At 72.5% G+C, this 19,432-nt stretch carries 18 protein-coding genes; 3 read left to right on the top strand and 15 right to left on the bottom strand.

All coding sequences use genetic code 11. The annotated features are described in order from the left end of the window. Positions 1 to 194: 194 nt before the first annotated feature. Both AC3AOF_RS19445 and AC3AOF_RS19440 read left to right on the top strand, forming a co-directional pair. A complete protein-coding gene (locus AC3AOF_RS19445; RefSeq protein WP_236989323.1) occupies positions 195 to 1,142 on the top strand; it encodes a helix-turn-helix transcriptional regulator in 948 nt (315 codons plus the stop codon). Positions 1,143 to 1,273: 131 nt separating this feature from the next. Further along, positions 1,274 to 2,329 carry a KpsF/GutQ family sugar-phosphate isomerase gene (locus AC3AOF_RS19440; protein WP_488346232.1) on the top strand — a complete coding sequence of 352 codons (1,056 nt, stop codon included), beginning with the start codon at positions 1,274 to 1,276 and terminating at the stop codon, positions 2,327 to 2,329. A gap of 28 nt (positions 2,330 to 2,357) precedes the next feature. Here the strand turns inward: AC3AOF_RS19440 and AC3AOF_RS19435 are convergent, their stop codons facing one another. The 14 genes from AC3AOF_RS19435 to AC3AOF_RS19370 form a co-directional block, all read right to left on the bottom strand. Then, positions 2,358 to 2,774, bottom strand: a complete 417-nt coding sequence (locus AC3AOF_RS19435) for a nuclear transport factor 2 family protein (protein WP_488346231.1) — start codon at positions 2,772 to 2,774, stop codon at positions 2,358 to 2,360. Positions 2,775 to 2,859: 85 nt separating this feature from the next. Further along, entirely contained in the window at positions 2,860 to 3,438 is a 579-nt protein-coding gene (locus AC3AOF_RS19430) for an NADPH-dependent FMN reductase (RefSeq protein WP_488346230.1), read from the bottom strand. A 47-nt stretch (positions 3,439 to 3,485) separates the two neighbouring features. Continuing rightward, positions 3,486 to 4,811, bottom strand: a complete 1,326-nt coding sequence (locus tag AC3AOF_RS19425) for a TRAP transporter large permease (RefSeq protein ID WP_488346229.1) — start codon at positions 4,809 to 4,811, stop codon at positions 3,486 to 3,488. Next, positions 4,808 to 5,419: a TRAP transporter small permease gene (locus AC3AOF_RS19420; RefSeq protein WP_488346228.1), complete on the bottom strand. Its 612-nt coding sequence runs from the start codon at positions 5,417 to 5,419 to the stop codon at positions 4,808 to 4,810. Before AC3AOF_RS19420 ends, AC3AOF_RS19425 begins: the two co-directional genes overlap by 4 nt. Before the next feature lie 29 nt (positions 5,420 to 5,448). Beyond that, on the bottom strand, positions 5,449 to 6,276 hold the full coding sequence (locus AC3AOF_RS19415; RefSeq protein WP_488346227.1) for a glutathione S-transferase family protein: 828 nt from the start codon (positions 6,274 to 6,276) through the stop codon (positions 5,449 to 5,451). 153 nt (positions 6,277 to 6,429) lie between these two features. After that, positions 6,430 to 7,218 (bottom strand): transporter substrate-binding domain-containing protein, encoded by a 789-nt coding sequence (locus tag AC3AOF_RS19410; protein WP_488346226.1) that lies wholly within the window; start codon positions 7,216 to 7,218, stop codon positions 6,430 to 6,432. A 113-nt stretch (positions 7,219 to 7,331) separates the two neighbouring features. Further along, the gene (locus AC3AOF_RS19405) at positions 7,332 to 8,132 is read right to left on the bottom strand and encodes an HWE histidine kinase domain-containing protein (protein ID WP_488346225.1); all 801 of its coding nucleotides are present in this window, start codon (positions 8,130 to 8,132) and stop codon (positions 7,332 to 7,334) included. After that, a complete protein-coding gene (locus AC3AOF_RS19400; protein WP_488346224.1) occupies positions 8,078 to 9,118 on the bottom strand; it encodes a PAS domain-containing protein in 1,041 nt (346 codons plus the stop codon). The genes AC3AOF_RS19405 and AC3AOF_RS19400 overlap by 55 nt, the downstream gene beginning before the upstream one ends. Positions 9,119 to 9,268: 150 nt before the next feature. Further along, complete coding sequence (locus AC3AOF_RS19395) at positions 9,269 to 10,522, bottom strand: molybdopterin molybdotransferase MoeA (protein ID WP_488346223.1); 1,254 nt, start codon at positions 10,520 to 10,522, stop codon at positions 9,269 to 9,271. Further along, on the bottom strand, positions 10,506 to 11,036 hold the full coding sequence (mobB, locus tag AC3AOF_RS19390; protein ID WP_488346222.1) for a molybdopterin-guanine dinucleotide biosynthesis protein B: 531 nt from the start codon (positions 11,034 to 11,036) through the stop codon (positions 10,506 to 10,508). Before mobB ends, AC3AOF_RS19395 begins: the two co-directional genes overlap by 17 nt. Beyond that, positions 11,027 to 13,012, bottom strand: coding sequence for a molybdopterin biosynthesis protein (locus AC3AOF_RS19385; protein ID WP_442919250.1), 1,986 nt, complete (start codon positions 13,010 to 13,012; stop codon positions 11,027 to 11,029). Before AC3AOF_RS19385 ends, mobB begins: the two co-directional genes overlap by 10 nt. Continuing rightward, positions 13,009 to 14,193: a molybdopterin-binding protein gene (locus AC3AOF_RS19380; RefSeq protein WP_488346221.1), complete on the bottom strand. Its 1,185-nt coding sequence runs from the start codon at positions 14,191 to 14,193 to the stop codon at positions 13,009 to 13,011. Before AC3AOF_RS19380 ends, AC3AOF_RS19385 begins: the two co-directional genes overlap by 4 nt. Before the next feature lie 243 nt (positions 14,194 to 14,436). Next, a complete protein-coding gene (locus AC3AOF_RS19375) occupies positions 14,437 to 14,715 on the bottom strand; it encodes a hypothetical protein (protein ID WP_236989334.1) in 279 nt (92 codons plus the stop codon). 7 nt (positions 14,716 to 14,722) lie between these two features. After that, the gene (locus AC3AOF_RS19370) at positions 14,723 to 15,985 is read right to left on the bottom strand and encodes a GTP-binding protein (protein ID WP_488346220.1); all 1,263 of its coding nucleotides are present in this window, start codon (positions 15,983 to 15,985) and stop codon (positions 14,723 to 14,725) included. Between the two features lie 138 nt (positions 15,986 to 16,123). On the opposite strand from AC3AOF_RS19370, the gene AC3AOF_RS19365 reads away from it, so the two are divergent. Continuing rightward, positions 16,124 to 17,398: a hypothetical protein gene (locus AC3AOF_RS19365; RefSeq protein ID WP_488346219.1), complete on the top strand. Its 1,275-nt coding sequence runs from the start codon at positions 16,124 to 16,126 to the stop codon at positions 17,396 to 17,398. 3 nt (positions 17,399 to 17,401) lie between these two features. Here the strand turns inward: AC3AOF_RS19365 and AC3AOF_RS19360 are convergent, their stop codons facing one another. Further along, positions 17,402 to 19,381: a 4Fe-4S binding protein gene (locus AC3AOF_RS19360; protein WP_488349018.1), complete on the bottom strand. Its 1,980-nt coding sequence runs from the start codon at positions 19,379 to 19,381 to the stop codon at positions 17,402 to 17,404. Positions 19,382 to 19,432 lie beyond the last annotated feature (51 nt).

Here is a 19,432-nt window from a genome sequence, read left to right as displayed (position 1 = left end):
GCCGCGTGGCATGGTTTAAGTATGAACCAGTCTCGCCCCTCCCCCGGAACCGCGCGGACGAAGCGCCCGCCCCCGCGGGACGGATCCCGCGGTGCAAGCAATCCCATGACCCGCCACGCTTTTTCCACCGGCCCCGCCCTCCCGCCGTCCGATCGGGGCCGCCGTTTCGCCCCTTCGCCCCGGTGAGGTCCGCCATGCCCAGCAAGACCGGATCGCGCCCGGACGCGGACGACTCTCCCGACACCGACGGCCCGGAGGCCGGCGACGCCGAAGCCGAGTTCCTGACGATCCTCGGCCAGCGCGTCCGCACCATGCGGGCGGTGCGGGCGATGTCGCGCAAGGTCCTGTCGCAGACCTCGGGGCTCTCCGAGCGCTACATCGCCCAGCTCGAAGGCGGGCAGGGCAACGTCTCGATCATCCTGCTGCGCCGGGTGGCCCTCGCCATGGGCGTACGGCTCGAGGACCTGATCGCCGCGGTCGAGAGCCCGCCCGACTGGCCGGTGGTGCGCGACCTCCTGGAGAAGGCGAATGCGGACCAGATCGCCGAGGCCAAGCGCGTCCTCTCGGGCGCGGCCGCGCCGGGCGAGGGCCCGACGCAGCGCGTGGCGCTGATCGGCCTGCGCGGCGCCGGCAAGTCGACCCTCGGGCGGATCCTCGCCGAGCGGATGGGCTGGACCTTCGTCGAGCTCAACCGCGAGATCGAGCGCGAGAACGGCCTGTCGGTGGCGGAGATCTTTGCGATCTACGGCCAGGAGACCTATCGCCGCCTGGAGCAGGGGGCGCTCCGGCGCCTCGCCGAGCGGCCGGGCCCGATGGTGCTGGCGACCGGCGGCGGCATCGTCGCCGAGCCGGTCACCTTCGACCTGCTGTTGTCCGCGTTCTTCACCGTCTGGCTCAAGGCGCGGCCGGAGGAGCACATCCACCGGGTGCGCGAGCAGGCGGCCAAGGGCCTCGCCCAGGCCCGGCTGCCGGACAGCGACAACGCCCTGCGGGAGATTCGCGCCGTACTGATGAGCCGCGAGCCGCTCTATGCCCGCGCCCGCGCGGTGATCGACACCGCCGACCATACGGTCGCCGAGACCGCCGCCGAGCTGACCGGCCTGGTCGAGGGCTATCTCGGCACGACGCGGCGCAGGGCCTGAGGCGCGGGCGCCACAGCGGCGCCGGAGGCCGTGAAAAATCTCCGGCGCGGCGGGGGACCACCCGTATTCTGGCCGCAAATGAGTCGGCAGGCTCGCCCCTCACACGGGATGCGGCGGGGTCGAGGAGCACGATGGAGAGTTCGAACCGGGCCGGGAGCTACGCGGCGGCGGAAAGCGGTGCACCTGGAAGCGCGGGAGGCCAGGTGGTCGAGGCGGCGCATTTCTCCGCCATCCGCAGCGTCCGCACCGAGGCCGAGGCGCTCCTGACGCTGGCCCGCGCCCTCGACCACGAGCTGAAGGCCGGGTTCGGCGCCGCCGTCGCGGCGATCCACGACATTCCCGGCCGGGTGATCGTGTCGGGCATCGGCAAGAGCGGCCATATCGGGCGCAAGATCGCCTCGACGCTCGCCTCCACCGGCACGCCGGCCTCGTTCATCCACCCGAGCGAAGCCAGCCACGGCGACCTCGGCATGATCACCTCCCAGGACATCGTCATCGCGCTGTCCTGGTCGGGCGAGACCACCGAGCTCGGCGACCTCATCAGCTTCTCCCGGCGCTTCGCCGTGACGCTGATCGGCATGACCTCCAATCCGGCGAGCACGCTCGGCCAGGCCGCCGACATCCTGCTGCCGCTGCCGCTGGTGAAGGAGGCCTGCCCGCACAACCTCGCACCGACCTCGTCGAGCGTGATCCAGCTGGCGCTCGGCGACGCGCTCGCGGTGGCGCTGCTCGAGCGCCGCGGCTTCTCGGCCAGCGACTTCAAGGTCTTCCATCCGGGCGGCAAGCTCGCGGCCCGGCTCAAGACCGTGACCCAGCTGATGCATGCCGGCGAGGAGATGCCGCTGGTGCCCCGCGGCATCCGGGTCTCGGAGGCCTTGATCGCCGTGATGGGCAAGCGCTTCGGCTGCGCCGGCATCGTCGACGAGGCCGGCCGGCTCGTCGGCATGATCACCGACGGCGACGTGCGCCGCCACATGAGCCGGGGCGACGGCCACAGCGACCTCCTCGCCCGCCGGGTCGAGGAGATCATGACGCCCGCACCGATCACCACCACCCCCGGCACCTTCGCCAGCGCCGCGCTGGAGCTGATGAACCGCAGCCAGATCACCGCCCTGTTCGCGGTGGAGCGCGGACGCCCGGTCGGCATCCTGCACATCCACGACATCTTGCGGGCCGGGGTGGTCTGAGGGCGGCTCGCCCGTCGTCGCCCGGGGGCTATCGCCCGGGCAGGCGCGAGAGCGTCCGCACGCCGACCCAGCCCCAATAGACCCGGTGATGGGCGATGAGCCCATCGGACACGTCGATCATCTCCATCAGGTCGATCTGATCGCCGTCGGGCGTCTGGCGCGGGTATTCCCACGCCAGTTGCTGCCCGTTGGAGAAGAAGACGCTCGTGCGGTACCAGCGGCCCAGGCCGTTCTGCGGCGATCGGAACCCGCGATGGAAGAAGTCCCGGATCGCGGGCTTGCCCATCAGCACCCCGGTACCGCCCTCGGGCAGGGCCGCCCAGACCAGCGGGCTCTCGAAAACGGCATCCTCGGCGTAGAGCGCCATCAATCCTTCGATGTCGCGACGCACGACGGTGTCGTGCCATTGCGCGTGAATGTGGCGGAAGGCGGCGTCCAGGCTCATGGTCGGTCCTCGCCGGCGCGATCGGTGGCCGGTGCCGGACGCTAGCCCCGCGCGCCCCGCGCATGCTTCGGCGCCGGCCGAACCGTCAGTACGGCACGCCGCCCTGCCGCTTCTCCCGCAGTGCCTCGGCGTACCAGGTCAATTCATCGAGGAAGCGCCCGGTCGGGCGCTCCAGCCAGGGCTGGAGCGGGCGGCCCTCCTCGTCGAGCGCCTTGTGTACATCGGGGATCGGCAGCAGCGACGGGATGCTCGGCATGCCGAGCTCGCCCAGCATGGCGCGCAGCTGCATCGCCGCCCGCACGCCACCGTAGCGGCCGGCCGAGTAGCAGACGATCGCCGAGGGGCGCCAGAAATACTCTTCCAGGAAGTGGTCGAGGGTGTTGGACAGGGCCGGCGGGATGCTGTGGTTGTACTCCGCCGAGACCACCACGAACCCGTCCGCCCGGCGATAGAGGGCGGCGAGCCGCTCCAGCGGCTCGGGCGCCTCGCCCTTCGGGCATTCCTTGTACATCCGCGTGAGCAGCGGCAGGGCGAGTTCCGCCGGATCGACCAGCGGCGCCTCGTGGCCACGGGATTCGAGGGCCTGGACCAGGTAGCGGGCGGCGCGCAGGCCGTTGCGCCCCTCGCGCACCGAACCGAGGATGACCGGGAACACGAGCGACATGGCGGGACTCCGGGAAGCGAGGACGCTCCCCGAAGTCTAACACGACCTCACATCATGCCGAGCATCCGCGGCAGCCACAGCGAGATCGCCGGGACGTAGGTCACGATCACCAGGAAGATCAGCATGGTGAGCAGCCAGGGCCAGACCGCGATGGTCAGTTCGGTGATGCCCATCCGGGTGATGCCCGAGGCCACGTAGAGGTTGAGCCCGACCGGCGGGTGGCACATGCCGACCTCCATGTTGACCACGATCAGGATGCCGAAATGCACCGGATCGATGCCGAGCTTGGCGGCGATCGGGAACAGGATCGGCGCCATGATGAGCACGATGGAGGACGGCTCCATCACGTTGCCGGCGACGAGCAGCAGGATGTTGACGATCAGCAGGAACACCACCCAGTTCAGGCCGGCCCCGGTGATCCAGCTCGCCATCGCCTGCGGGATCTGCTCGCTCGTCATCAGGAACGAGAACAGGACCGCGTTGGTGATGATGTAGAGCAGCATCGCGCTCATGTTGGCCGAATCGAGCAGCACCCGCGGCACGTCCTTCCAGGTGAGATCCCGGTAGACGAACAGCGCGATCACGAAGGCGTAGACGGCGCTGACCGCCGCGGCCTCGGTCGGCGTGAAGGCGCCGCTATAGATGCCGCCTAAGACCAGCACGATCAGCAGGAGGCCCCAGACCGACTTGCGGAACGCGACCCAGCGCTCGCCCCAAGTCGCCTTCGGCATCCGCGGATAGCCGAACTTGCGCGCCCGGTACCAGGTGGTGAAGCCGAGAAGCGCCGCCAGCATCAGGCCCGGGATCACGCCGGCGACGAACAGGGTCGAGATCGAGGCCGAGGAGACGCGCTGGCCGTCGGGCCCGGTCACCACCGCGCCGCTGGTCGCCACCGAGTACATCACCATGACGATCGAGGGCGGGATCAGGATGCCGAGCGCGCCCGAGGTGGTGATGACGCCGGCGCCGAAGCGCTTCGGGAACCCCTGCGCCACCATGGCGGGCAGGATGATCGAGCCGATCGCCACCACGGTGGCCGGGCTCGAGCCCGAGATGGCGGCAAACAGCGCGCAGGCCATCACGCCGGCGAGCCCCAGGCCGCCGTGCCAGTGGCCGACCATCGAGGTGGCGAAGTTGATCATCCGCCGGGCGACGCCGCCATGGGTCAGGAAGTTGCCCGACAGAATGAAGAACGGGATCGCCATGATCTCGAAGTTCTCGATCCCGGTGAACAGCTTGAGCGCCACCGCCTCGATCGGCACGGTGGTCATGGTGAACAGGAAGGTGAGCACCGAGAGACCGAGCGCGATCGAGATCGGCATCCCGGTGAGCATCAGGGCGATGAGCAGCCCGAAGATGATGGCGGCATTCATCGGGCGGTGCCTCCGGTGCGGGCGTCGTTGGCCAGGTCTTTCGCAAGGTCTTCGGCGGCGTGCGGGCTCTCGACCACGCCCTCGACATGGCCCGGATCGTGGTGCGGCAGTTCCCCGGTGCGCCAGAAGCTCCAGGCGACCTGGAGGAAGCGGAAGCACATCAGGTAGGAGCCGAGCGGGATCGCCAGGTAGACGACCCAGCTCGGGATCTCGAGATCGGGCGTGGTCTGGTCGGTATCGACGAGCCCGTAGACGAAGCGCGCGCCCATCGTGCCGACGATGGCGGTGAAGAGCGCGCCGCAGAACAGGCCGAACAGCACGATCCGGTTGCGCCAGGCGGGGGGCAGCTGGTTCACCGCCACGTCGACGCCGACATGGATGCCGGTGCGCACGCCGTAGGCCGCGCCGAACTTCGCCATCCAGACGAACATGTAGATGCACAGCTCCTGGGCCCAGGAGAGGTGGATCGCGGTGGTGATCGAATACAGGGCCGGGATGCCGGAGGCGTAGCGGTGAACGACGGCGACGAAGATCAGCAGCGTCGCGCCCGCCATCAGGCTCGCGATCAGGATCTCCTCGAGGCGGTCGAGGATGCGCAGGGGGTGCATGGAGTCTTCCCGGGAGGGCGGTCGGGGCGTCAGATCGTGTCGGCGTGGGGCCGGATTTCGCCTTCGGGCCGAATCTTGCCTTCGGGCCAAGCGAAGCGGATGGTGCCGTCGCGCAGGCCCGCCAGCACCACCTCGACGCCGCCGGATTTCACCATCCATTCGAGGCGGTGGTCGCGGTATTCGCGGCGGCGCCCGCCGGTGGTGTAGAGGTCGGCGGCTTCCGCCATCCGGGCCGCCGCGGCATCGAATTCCCGGAAGGTCTGCGCCACGGAGGGGCGCTCGCGCAGCCTTGCGTGCCAGCGCGCGAGCGGGCTGCCCGCCTCGGGTCCCATCCCGTAATGCACCGAGCGGTTGACCATCGGCGCCGCCGCCGCGTCGGCCCAGCCGAAGGCCGCGCCGCCGAACCACGCCGCCGCGCCGAGGCGGCCTGTGAGCCAGTCCTGCAGGGTCTTCGTCTGCGCCGCGGCCTGGCTGCGCAGGTGGTCGGCGAGCGCTCCCGTGGCGCGGCGGAACCACAGGATCTCGCCGAAGCCCCAGTTCACCGCCTCGTACTGGGTGTCGCAGACCTCCTCGGTCATGCGGGCCTGGGCGCGGGCGACGGGATCGCGCGGCAGCAGCGGCGGATCGGGCCAGCGTTCCTCGATGTATTCGAGGATCACGGTCGATTCGAAGACGCTCGAACCCTCGTCGACCAGGACCGGCACCTCCTGGCGCGGGTTGGCCTCCGCGAAGGGGCCGTCGCTCCGGCCGGTGCCGAAGGTCTCCGGCAGTTCGGTGGTGAAGGCCACGCCCTTCTCGCGCAGGGCGATCTTGACCTTCTGCGCATAGGACGAGAGCGGGTGCTCGTAGAGCAGCATGATCGTGGTTCCCCCCGGACCGTCTCGTTTATTGGGGGGCAGTGTCGCACGCGGCGGCGTCCAGCGGGAACCCGACGATGGTTGGGTTCCCGCTGCCGGGATGAGGATTCCTCGGGGGAGGACGGGACGCGCGATCGTCGATCGCGCCCACCGTCACTTCATGTTCGCGGTGAAAATACGGTCGAACTCGCCCGAGGCCTTCGCCAGGTGCAGCCACTGATCGACATAGGCCTTGAACACCGTGTCGCCGCGCGGCAGCAGGAAGCCCATCTCGCCGTATTGCAGGGGCTGGTCGGGATTCACCGCGCACAGGCCCGGATGCAGCTTCTCCTGGAGCTTCACCTCGACCGACTCGGCGACCATCACGTCGGCGCGGCCTTGCGCGATCTCCTGCCAGATGACGCGGTTGTCGGGGAAGAGCTGGACCTGCGCCTTGGCGAGGTTGGCGCGGGCGAACTTCTCGTTGGTGCCGCCGGGATTGACGACGACGCGGGTCGAGGGCTGGTTGATGGCGTCCGTCGTCTGGTACTTCGCGACGTCGTCGCAGCGGACGATCGGCGCCTTGCCGTTCACCAGGTACATCGTGCTGAAGAAGGCCTCGCGCTGGCGCGGCAGCGTCACCGAGATGCCGCTCATGGCGATGTCGCATTTCGCCTTGAAATCGGCCATCAGGTTCGACCACTTGGTCTGCACGAACACCGCCTCGGCGCCGAGCGATTGCGCGAGCGAGCGGCCGAGATCGATATCGATGCCGACGAAGTCGTTGGCGCCGTCGGGCCTGTACGAGAACGGACGGTAATCCCCCGTCGTGCAGACGTTGAGGACCTTGCGCTCGATGACCTGGTCGAGGCGCGAGGGCTCCTCCGCCGCGAGGGCCTGCGTCGCCGCGAGCACCAGCATCGCACCCGTCACGATGCGCGACGCCATCGAACACACTGCCATGAACCTCACTCCCCATCGCCACGCCGGGTGGCGCGGCTCAGGTTAGGGAGGCGGAGGGAGGGCGTCCAGGTGTCAGGGGCGGAGACGGACAGGCATCCAAAGCCTGCCCACCGTCACGCCTCCTCGCTCGCCAGGATCGCGGCGTCCGCCGGGGCGTCGAGCGCGAAGACCAGCCCGTCCGGCCGGTAGTCGATCTCCGCCGTGCCGCCGAAATAGGCGCTCAGCGTGCGCTCGATGAGGGCGCTGCCGAAGCCGCGCCGGGCCGGCGCCGTCACCGGCGGGCCGCCCTGCTCGCGCCAGTCGAGCCGGAACCGCGCCTCCGGCCCCGTCCCCTCCTCGTGCCAGCGGACATCCACGATCCCCGTATCGTTCGACAGCGAGCCGTATTTCGCCGCGTTGGTCGCCAGTTCGTGCAGCGCGAGGGCGAGGGCGACGGCGAGCTGGGGCTGCAAGGTGAGGGCGGGCCCGGCGAGCCGGATCCGCTTGCCGATCGATCCATGCGGGGACAGGGCGCCCTCGATCAGCTGGCGCAGGTCGGCCGAGCGCCAGGCGGCGTTGGTGAGCACGTCGGTGGCGGTGCCGAGCGCCACCAGCCGCGCCGACAGGGACTCGCCGGCATTCCGCAGGTCGGTGGCGTTGCGCAGGGTCTGCCGCGTGACAGACTGCACCACGGCGAGCACGTTCTTGAGCCGGTGGGCGAGCTCGCCGTTGAGGAGCCGCAATTCCTCCTCGGCTGCTTTATGGGCGCGGAAGTCGCGGGTCACCGTGCCGGTGCCGACGACACGCCCCTCGCCGTCGGTGATCGGGAAGGCCGAGTACAGGACCGGGATCGCCGCCCCGGTGCGGAAATGGCGGAAGGTCAGCTCGCCCGACCAGTGGCCGTCGCACTCCACCGCCGCCAGCATCTCCGCCATGACCGTGTCGACCTGCTCCGGGGGAGGAAGTCGGTGATGGTCAGATCGGCGAGATCGGCGCGGTCGAGGCCGACCATCCGCCGGGCGGCGTCGTTGAGATAGAAGACCCGGCCGTCGGTCCGCGCCATGCCGATGAAGTCGGTACTGTTCTCGGCCAGCCGCACGAAGCGGTCGCGCTCCTCCTCGCTCTCGCGCAGGGCCGTGATGTCGCGCGAGACCGACAGGATGCGGTCGAACGTGCCGTCGGGGTTGCGGATCGGGCTGAGCGCCACGTGCCACCATTTCGGCGTGCCCCGCATTGTGCAGGCGCGGCCGACGAAGCTCCGCGCGCGTCCGGCGCGGGCGGCGGCCAGGGCGGCGACGGCCTCCTCATGCCCCTGGCCGGCCCAGAAATCGGGCCAGTGGCAGCCGCGGATCGCGTTGAAGTCGCTCACCTCCATCACCTGCTGGCCACCCTCGGACATGAAGGTCAGCCGCCCGTCGAGGTCGAGCACCTTGATGCAGTCGGTCGAGCTGGCGAGGATGCTCCCCAGGAAGGCCTCGCGCTCCGCCGAGGCCGCCGCGCTCCGCCTCAGCTCGGCCTGCGACGTCTCCGCTTCGACGAGCGCATGGCGCAGGGCGACCACCAGCCCGACCACCCCGGCCGTCGTGACGACGAACACCGCCGAGGCGACCGATTGCGTGAGCGACAGGACGCCGACGGGCGGCGCGGCGAGGAGCGCGATGCCGGTGCAGGCCGCCGACAGGAGAGTGGCCCACAACCCGGCGCCGCCCCCGAGCAGCAGGGCGATGAGGATCACGGCGGGCGTGAACAGGAACCACGGGGCGAATTCGGAGAAGACCAACGCGTGAAGCAGCGCGATGCCGCCGACGGCGAGGACCGGGACGCCGTACCGCACCGGGCGGGAGGGCCGGCGCGCGACGATCAGGGCGCGCAGGCGATCGAGAAGGCCGCGCAGGCGAATGTCCAGTCCCGTTCGACCCATGATGAGCGCCGACTCAAGCCCCGCTCTGACGCAAGACCTGCCTTGACGCAGGTGTCACGGGCATCCCGTCCCGCGATCGGGTGCCTCTAGCACGATTTTACTAGGTGCCTCCAGGGCGGCGGAGCGCCGGAGGATCGGACCGGTTCCGGTTTACCACAGCAAAGGATGCCGGAATACCTCCACCCAGTTCCCCACCTCGACCCCGGTCACCGCCTCCGGCAATTCGGCGAGGCCGTCGCTGCCGGTGAGCGAAGACAGCAATCCGGCGCCGTCGCGGGGAAACTTCACCGCCTCCACCACCCCATCGGCACCCCGCCGCAGCGAAACGCGGACATATTCCCGCCGCCCGGCCTTCTTGGCGTAGCGGAAGGCGGCGCGGGCGGGCTGGCTCGGAGGAGGCTCGAGCAGGGCGCCGCCGAGGCGGGCGAGCAGCGGGCGGACCACGACGAGCAGGGTGACGTAGACCGCCACGGGATTGCCCGGCAGGCCGACGAAGGCGGCGTCGCCGATCAGCCCCAGGGCGACGGGACGGCCGGGCTTGATCGCCAGCCGCCAGAACACCAGCCGGCCCGCGGCCTCCACCGCCGCCTTGACGTGGTCCTCCTCCCCGGTCGAGACGCCGCCCGAGGTGACGATGAGGTCGTGACCGGCGGCCGCCGCCTTGAGGCGGTCGGGCAGGAGGGCGGGGTCGTCGCGCAGGATGCCGAGATCGCTCACCTCCGCCCCGAGGCGGCGCAGCAGCGCGACGAGGAGGATGCGGTTCGAATCGTGGATCGCCCCCGGCCGCAACGGGGCGCCCGGCTCGGCGAGTTCGTCGCCGGTCGAGAACACCGCGACCCGCAGGCGGCGGCGCACGGCGAGGCGGGCGTGGCCGGTCGCGGCGGCGAGCGCGAGGTCGGGCGGGGTCAGCCGGCGGCCGGTAGGGATCACGATGCTGCCGCGCGCGACGTCCTCGCCGGAAAGCCGCCGGTTGGCGCCAGGTTTCAGGCCCGACGGCAGCGCGACCGCCTCGCCCTCGCGCCGCACGTCCTCCTGCATGAAGACGGTGTCGGCGCCGGGGGGCATCGGCGCACCGGTGAAGATCCGCATGGCCGAGGCACCGACGAAGGCGGCCTCCGGCACGGCACCGGCGGGCAGGCGGCCACGGACCGGCAGCACGGTCTCACGGCCCGGGGCGAGATCGGCGAAGCGCACGGCGTAGCCGTCGACGGCGGAATTGTCGAAGGGCGGCAGGTCGAGGCCGGCGAGAACGTCCGCTGCGGCGATGCGCCCGTCGGCATCAGTCAGGGGCACGGTCTCGATGCCGGCGAGCACCGGCAACCGCTCGCCGACGAGGGCGGCGGCGTCCTCGACCGAGAGCAGCGGGCCGCCGAAAGCGAAGCAGTCGTCAGTCAGCTGCGCCATGGGCAAGCCTCTCCAGGACCGCGGCGAGGGGCTCCGACCGCGCCAGCACGATATCGGCGACCGCCTCCACCGCGTCGAGGGGGACGATCGGCCGACCGGCCTCCGGGAAGGAATGATCGCTCGCCACCGCGACGATGCGGGGATCGTCCGGATGCAGCGGCGGGCGGCCATTGGCGTGGCGGTAGACCTCGAGCTTCGGATGCGGCTCGCGCTTGAACCCCTCGATCACCGCGAGGTCGCACGGGGCGAGCCGGCGCAGCAGGTCGGGCAGGCGCATCTCCTCATCGACTTCCTGGATCTGCACGACGCGGCGACGCGACGAGACGATCACCTCGCAGGCCCCAGCCTCGCGGTGGCGGAAGGAATCCTTGCCCGGCCGGTCGACGTCGAACTCGTGGTGGGCGTGCTTGAGCGTCGCCACGCGCAGGCCCCGGGCGCGCAGGGCCGGGATCAGCCGGACGAGGAGCGTCGTCTTGCCGGCGCCGGACCAGCCGGCGAGCCCGATCACGCGCATGAGGCGTCTCCCGCCCGGGTGAAGCCGAGATCGGCCAGGTCGGCGGCGAGGCCTCGATCGTCGAGGAGGCCCAGAAAGATTGCGAGCGCGGGCTCGTCGCGGCGCGCCTCGCGGTAGGCGAAGTCGTAATGCTCCTCGGTGAGCGGCAGGAACCCGAGGCCGTAATCGCGCGCGACCGTCGAGATCGCCACGCCCCAATCCGCCCTCCCCTGCGCCACCGCCGCCGCGACGGCATTGTGCGAGCGCGGCTGGTTCCAGTAGCCGGCGGGCCGGGCGCCGTTCAGGAGCCCGTCGACCAGGGCCCGGGTGCCGGCGCCGGTGTTGCGGTTGACCATCACGGCCGCGTCGTCGGCGATGAGCCCGGTCACGGCACCTTGCGCCGACGATCCCTCGAAGCGGGCATCGCCCTTGCGGAACACCACGCCCTGCAGCCGGCGCCAGCCTGGGGCCAGGGCGAGGCCGGGGGTGAGGTAGGGTTCGTTGTAGCGCCCGGTCTCGGGATCGAGCAGGTGCATGGCGGCGAGGTCGCATTCGCCGCGGCGGAGTGCGGCGAGGCCTCCGGCGGAGCCGACCCAGAGGGTACGGGCCGAGACGCCCCGCCCCGCGAGGTGCCCGACCAGCCGGTCGAGGCCGAGGCAGTGGCTGCCGACGATCGTCAGGTCCGGCGGGCGCCCCGCCCGGCCGATCCGGGAGACCCGCACGATCTCGCCGGCCTCGAGCCCCGCGCGGGTCGCCGGCACCGCGAAGAAGCCGTCCGCCTGCGAGAAGGCCGTGACGGCGCCCGAGCCCTTGGCGAGCGGCAAGGCCACCAGACCATCAGTTCCGCGGGAGAGCGCCGTCATCACGTATTCGGTGCGGCCGAGCTCGGACCGTAAGCGCTGCGGCAGGCGCGCCTCGATGCTGTCCTCCTCCCGGGGGGCCAAGCCGGCGAGCGCCCGGATCAGCGGCACCACGAATTCGTGGAAGGTGAACATCGCCGAGGTCGGGAAGCCCGGCAGCACCACCACCGGCACGGCGCCGATCCTGGCGAGGCAGAGCGGCTTGCCGGGCTTCAGCGCCACGCCGTGGACCAGGATGCCGGGTTCGCCGAGCCGCGACAGGATCCGGTGCGAGACGTCGCCGGCCCCCTTCGAGGTGCCGCCCGACAGGACGACGAGGTCGGCGCACGCGAGAGCTTTCCTCAAGGCGCCTTCGAGCGCCGCCTCGTCGTCCGGCACGATGCCGCCCGGGACCGCGACGCCGCCATTCTCGGTCACGCTCGCCGCCACGATGGCGCCGTTCGAATCGTAGAGCCGGGCCGGGCCGAGCGGGGTTCCGGGCGCCACCAGCTCGTCGCCGGTGGAGAGCACCGCGACGCGGGGCCGGCGCACCACCGGGACCTCGGCGAGGCCGCAGGCGGCGAGCATCCCGATCTCCCGGGCGGTGACCAGGGTCGAGCGGCGCAGGACCGTCTCGCCCCGCGCCATGTCGGCGCCGGCATAGCCGACGAACCGGCCCGGGCCGGCCGGCTGGCCCAGGGCGATCGCCGGCTCCGGGCCGTCCTCGAACTCGGTCGCCTCGATCATCACCACCGCATCGGCGCCGCGGGGCAGCACGCCGCCGGTGGCGATCGGGGTCGCGGTGCCGGGGCCGACGGTGAGCCCCGGCGCGACCCCGCAGGCCAGGATCTCGGTGTTGAGGACGAGGCGGCGCGGCTCCGCCTCGCTCGCCCCCTCGGTATCGGCGCTGCGCACCGCGAACCCGTCCACCAGGGCGCGGTCGAAGGGCGGCACGTCGATCGGCGAGGCGATGTCGGCGGACAGCACCCGCCCCAGGGCCTCGTGCAGCGGCACGGTCTCGGGCAGCAGGGCCGCGTGCGGCACGGCCTCGCGCCAACGCGCCATCGCCTCGTCCCGGCTCACCACCGCCAGGAACTGCTCCTGGCGCGAGGCGGCGGCGAGGCGCGCGAGGAAGGGGTCGGCGGGAGGCAGGGTCACAGCGGCAGCACCTCGACAGGGGTCCCGGCGGGATATCCCTCATGGGCCGGCGGCACCAGCAGGGCGGCATCGGCCCGGGCGAGCCGGTGCAGCGGAAGTTCGGCCCCGCCGAGGGGTTCGGCGCCCGCCGGTCCGCGGCGCAGGAACACCGCCTCGGCGAGCCCGATGACGGAGGCGACCTTGCGGGTGAGCGGCAGGAGCAAGAGGGCGTCCGGCACGGCGCCGGCAAGAGCGGCCATGAGCGGCCGGCCCAGCGCGAGCCAGGCGGCGAGCGCCGCATCCGGCCGGCCCGGCAGCAGCAGCACCGGCCGCCCTGCCGCCTCGCCGAAGCCGGCGCTCTCGCCGGGCCGCAGGGCGATGCCGTGGGCGTGGAGCCGCCCGGCCCGAGCGAGGGCGGCCGCGCTCGCGTCGCGCCGTCCGGGCCCGGTGCCGCCGATCACCACGACGGCGTCGGCCCCCGGCACCCGCATGGCCGCCGCGAGGGCGTCGGCCCCCGCCGGCCGCGCCACGATTTCGGCGCTGCCGCCCCGGGCGGCGATCCAGGCGCGCAGGACCGGCGCCAGGGTGTCGGGCTCGGCGACGAGAAGCCGCCAGTGCGGGCGGCGCACGGCCACCTGACCGAAGCCATCGGCCGCCAGGGCGAAGGCGTGGAGCACGGTCACCCGCTCGCCCGCGGCGAGGATCCGGGTCCCCGGCGGGAGTTCGGCGCCGGGGGCCCGCGTCCCCTCCCCGGCCACGGCCTCGGCCTCGATTTCCCGCAGGTCCGCGCTCAGCGCCGCGTTTGCCAGCAAGTCGGCACTCAGCGCCGCGTTTGCCAGCAAGTCGGCACTCAGCGCCGCGTTTGCCAGCAAGTCGGCACTCAGCGCCGCGTTTGCCAGCAAGTCGGCACTCAGCGCCTCCGGCGGCAGCAGCGCGTCGGCGCCGGGAGGAAGCGCGTCGCCGGCCTCGACCCAGGCGGGGAGCCGCGCCAGCCGCACCGGCGCGTAGGGCGAGGCGCCGGTGGTCTCCGCCGCGCTCACCGCCCAGCCGTCGCGGAGCGCGATCCGCTCAGCCGGCCGGCCGGCCTCGACCACGACGTCCCGGGCCGCCGCGGCGCCGACGGCCTCGTCCGGGCTCGCGGTCACGGGCGCGACCGGGCGCGCGAGGGCGGCGAGCGCCGCCACCGCCTCCGCGACGGGCATCAAGGCGGTCGTGGACGCCCGCGGGATCACCGGCGGGTGCCCTGGTGGAGTGAGGCCATGCGGCTGTCCTGGTCCCGGGACGGAGGGCCGAGCCGATGGGCCAAGCGCCGGCCGGGATCAAGGTTTCGTCGCCGGGCGGAGGACCAGACGGAGAAAATGTCGCGGAAGGCCGCGTCCCTCCGCAGGATCGTCCCGGCACACTCGAGAATGCTCCGGCGTCACGAGCGCAACGACTTGCAGCGACTACGAAGGAGCGGCCCGCTCCGCCGCCCCGATATCGGCATCGGTCACCGCCTCGATCGGCTTGCCGATCTTGAGCGCCCGGGTCGGCTGCCCGACGCACATCAGCAGGATTACCGTCTCGGTGTCCGGGCAGCCGGGATCGGCGCAGGCGATCTCGTTGACCGAGAGCGCGTCCTCCTCCGCGAGGGCCAGGATCCGGCGCGCCCGCTCGGCGAGCGCGTGGCGCGCCGAGGCCTGCTCCCGGGCCCGGAGGCGCAGGGCCTTGAGGCTCTGGAACAAGGCCGGCTCAGGCCGCGCTCGCGCCCCAGGCCGGGAACGGATCCGGCAAGGTGTGGTCCGCTCTCACCGGTCCGTGCTCCGGGCCGACGAGGCAGGCATCGAGGGCGTGCCGGATCGCCGCCTCGTCGAACCCGGTGCCGATGAAGACGAGTTCCTGGCGCCGGTCGCCCCACACGTCGCTCCAGTGTCGTGCGAGCATCTCTCGCGACTCGGGATGCTCGGGCCAGCGCGAGCGGGGCACCGCGGCCCACCAGCGGCCGAGCGGCGTCACCCGCGCGGCCGCGCCGGCGAGCGAGAATTCCCCGACCCAGTCCGGCCGGGTCGCGAACCAGAGATGGCCCTTGGCCCGGATCAGCCCCGGCCAGGTCTCCTTGGTGAAGGCGTCGAACCGTGCCGGGTGGAACGGCCGGCGCGCCCGGTAGACGAAGGAGTGGATGCCGTATTCCTCGGTTTCGGGCACATGCTCGGCGGCCCCGTAGAGTTCCTTGAACCAGAGCGGATGGGTCTGCGCCCGCTCCTCGCTGAACAGGCCGGTCTCCAGAACGGTGCCGAGCGGCACCCGGCCGAACCCGGCCTCGACGATCCGGGCATCGCCGTTGAGGCCGCGCACCACCTTGCGCACGAGGTCGCGCTGCTCCGCCGAGACGTCGCCGGCCTTGTTGATCACCACCACGTCGGCGAACTCGATCTGCTCGACGAGCAGGTCGACCAACGTGCGGGTATCCTCCTCGCCGGCCGTCTCGCCGCGGTCGCGCAGGAAATCGTGCGAGCCGTAATCGCGCAGCAGGTTCACCGCATCGACCACCGTGACCATGGCGTCGAGGCGGGCGATGTCCGACAGGGACGCCCCGTCCTCGGCCCGGAACGAGAAGGTGCTGGCGACCGGCAGCGGCTCGGAGATGCCGGTGCTCTCGATCAAGAGGGCATCGAAGCGGCCCTCCTCGGCGAGGCGCCGCACCTCCCGCATCAGGTCGTCGCGCAGGGTGCAGCAGATGCAGCCGTTGGTCAGCTCGACCAGGCGCTCGTCGGTCCGCGACAGGCCGGCCTCACCCGCCCGGACGAGGTCGGCGTCGATGTTCACCTCGCTCATGTCGTTCACGATGACCGCGACCCGGCGCCCCTCGCGGTTGGCGAGTACGTGGTTGAGGAGCGTCGTCTTGCCCGCCCCGAGGAAGCCGGACAGGACGGTGACGGGCAGGCGGGGATCTTGCGAGCGGGGATCTTGCGGGCGGGAATCTCGCGGCCGAGCGGCGGTCGAATGGTCGAGCATGGATGGGCACCTCCAAGGTTGTAACAATATAACATCACTCGTTCTGTCAAGCCGGCGGGTGCCGTGGCGTTCGGGCGCCTTCCCGGCCGGGGATCCGGGCGCGTAGACCCGTCCCGCCCTCTCCGGACCCTCTCCCGCATGTTCCTCCCGCCCCGCCTCGCCCTCGCCGCCCTCGCCTGCCTTCTCGCCGTCACCGCCCGCGCCGAGGCGCCGATGCGCGGCCATGGCGGGCCGGTGCGGGCGCTGGCCGTGACGGAGGATGGCCGCCAGGCGCTATCGGGCAGCTTCGATTCCTCGGCGATCCTGTGGTCGATCGAGGATGGCGCGGCGCTCCGGGTGCTGCGGGCCCATGACGGGGCGGTGAACGCGGTGGCGCTCCTGCCCGATGGCGGGCTCGTCACCGGGGGCGAGGACGGGCGGATCGCCCTGTGGCGCGAGGGCGCCGAACCGGAGCGGATCGTCGCCACCCATGCCGGCCCGGTCTCCGGCCTCGCCGTGGCGCCGGATGGGCGCCAGGTCGCGTCGTCCTCCTGGGACGGCACCGCCCGGATCACGCCCCTCGACGGTTCTCCCGCCCTGGTGCGGGAGGGCCACAAGGGCAACGTCAACGGCGTCGCCTTCCTGCCCGACGGGCGCCTCGTCACCGCGGGCTACGACGCCACGGTCCGGATCTGGCCGGAGACCGGGGCGCCGCTCACGGTCCAGCTCGAATCACCGGTCAGCGCGGTCGTGGCCGCCCCCGACGGCGAGATCGCGGCGGCGGGCGCCGACGGGACGCTGCGCCTGATACGGTCCGATGGCGGCATCCGGGCGGGCGTAGAGATCGGCCCCCGGCCTCTGGTGGCCCTGGCGCTCTCGCCCGACGGGCGCCGGCTCGCCGCCGCGACGGTCGGCGGCGCGGTGGCGATCGTCGACCGGGCGGAGGCGCGGGTGCGCCTCACCCTGGTCGGGCCCGGCCTGCCGGTCTGGTCGCTGGCCTTCCGCGGTCCGGACGAGCTCGTCACCGGCGGCGGCGACCGGCTGGTGCGCCGCTGGGACCTCCGCACGGGCGAGCCGATCGGCCCGCTCGCCATGGCCCGCCCGGCGGATCCGCTGGCGGCCTTCGCGGGCGACCGGGGCGCCGCGGTGTTTCGCGCCTGCGAGGCCTGCCACACCCTGACGCCCGACGGCGGCAACCGCGCCGGACCAACCTTGTACGGCGTGTTCGGCCGCCGCATCGCGACGGTGCCGGACTATCCCTATTCCCCGGCCTTCCGGCGGCTCGACATCGTGTGGACGCCCGAGACCGTCGCCCGCCTGTTCGAGATCGGCCCCGCCCGCTTCACCCCCGGCACCAAGATGCCCGAGCAGACGATCGGCGCGGCGGAGGACCGGGCGGCCCTGGTGCGGTTCCTGGAGCGGGCGACGCGGTGAGCCTCAGCCCTGCCGCGCCCGGATGTAATCCTCCGAGGTCCGCGGCCGGTTCTCCGCCGCCGCGTGCGGGTCGAAGCCCTCGTCGAGGACGTGCGAGACCCGGCAGGTGTCGCACATCATCAGCGCCTTGATCCGCTCCTCGCCGGCCGGACCGGCGAACATCCAGTGGCGATCACGCAGGCGGCCGACTACCCGCTCGACGGTGCTGCGGGTGCCGAACGCCTTGCCGCACGCGATGCAGTCGAACGGCTCCTCCTCCTTGAGGACCCGGCGCGGCGCCGCCCAGGCGGCGAAGTCGAGCTGCGGCACGAGGCCGATCGCGTCCTCCGGGCAGGTCGCGGCGCACAGGCCGCATTGCACGCAGGCGCTCTCCGCGAAGGTCAGGCGCGGGCGGTCGGGATCGTCGGCGAGCGCTCCCGTCGGGCAGGCGCCGACGCAGGCGTGGCACAGCGTGCAGGCTTCCGCCTTGAAGGCGAGGCCGCCGAAGGGCGCGCCGGCATCGAGCGGCACCCGGTCGACGGGACGCGGCGCGGCGTGGTGCAGCTCCGAGACCGCGAAGCGCAGGACGCCCCGCACGTCGCCATCCGGCATGAAGCCCGACGGTGCGGGTGCGGGCGTGCCGCGGGCACCAGCGGCCAGGGCCTCCCCCAGCGCGTCCGGGTCGTCGGTCTCGATCAGCGAGACGACCGTGCCGCCCGCCTCCGCCCCGTAGCCGAGGGCCTGGGCCACCGCGTCGAACCGGGCGGCGTTGCGGACGAGCGCCGCGATGTCGTGCTTCGGCCTGGCCCGGCCGAGGAACCGCACGGCGCTCGCGCCGTAGGCGAAGGCCGCCGCGATCGTCTCGGGCCCGACCTGGGTCACCTCGTTGACCGGAAACGGCAGCACGTCGGCCGGCAGCCCATCGCCGAAGCGGGCGAGCGCGTCGATCAGGGGCGCGCCATGGGCCTCGTCGTGGACCAGCAGCACCGGGGCCGTGCCGCCGGCCTTGTGGAAGGCGACGAGCAGGGTGCGCAGGCGCCGCATCAGCGCGTCGGCCGGCGGCACGGCATAGGCCGCGGCCCCGGTCGGGCAGACGGAGGCGCAGGAGCCGCAGCCGGCGCAGACATGCGGGTCGATCGCCACGTGGTCGCCGGCCGGCAGGATGGCGCCGGTCGGGCAGACGTCGAGGCAGCGGGTGCAGCCGGTGATGCGCGAGCGCGAATGGGCGCAGAGGTCGGCGTGGAAATCGACGAAGCGGGTCTTGTCGAACGTACCGACGAGGTGGGAGGCCTCGAACAGCGCCCGCTCGACCGCCGCCGCGTCGCGCGGATCGGCGCGCAGGTAGCCGCTGCGCAGCTCGTGGGCCGGGAAGAGCGGCGTGCCGCCGGTGAGATCGACGACGATGTCGCAGGTCGAGCTCGCCCCGTCCCGGGCCGGCCCGAAGGCGAGTGTCCGCCGCGAGGAGGGCAGCGGCAGGGCGGTGTCGTCGACCCGCAACGAGAAGGCACCGAGATGGCCGGTGGCGGCCCGCACGGTGCCCTTCAGGACCGGGATCTCGCCGGAGCGCGGCGGCGCCACCTCGCCCGGCCGGGACAGTAGCACCGTCACGTCGAGGTGGTCCGAGAGCCGCGTTCCGGCCTCGATCGCGACCTCGTCGCGGCCATAGACCAATGCCACGCCCCGGCTCTCGAAGCTCACGCTCGAAGGCGTCGGCATCGGCTCGGCGGCCGCCGCCAGCAGGGCCGCCATCTTGGGGGCCGCCCGGTGCCCGTCCGCCGACCAGCCGGCCGTCTCGCGGATATTGGCGAAGGCGACGCGGTCCTCGGCGCCCAGTTCCTCCGCCACCTCGCGGAAGAGCGGCGCCTTGAGGGTGCAGGACACGGTGACGGGAGCGCCCGAGGCCATCGCCGTCCGCACCCGTTCCAGTTCGCGGCCGCAGAGCTGGTCGCCCGTCTCCAGCCGCCCGCCGCAGGCCTTGCCGATCGCCGCCGCATCGAGGGGCATGCTGCCCTCGCAGGAACAGGCGATCACGATCCGATCCGACACCACAGGATT

It is taken from the genome of Methylobacterium sp. 142-1Y (assembly GCF_057747795.1).
This window is presented reverse-complemented; position numbering and strand designations above follow the sequence as displayed.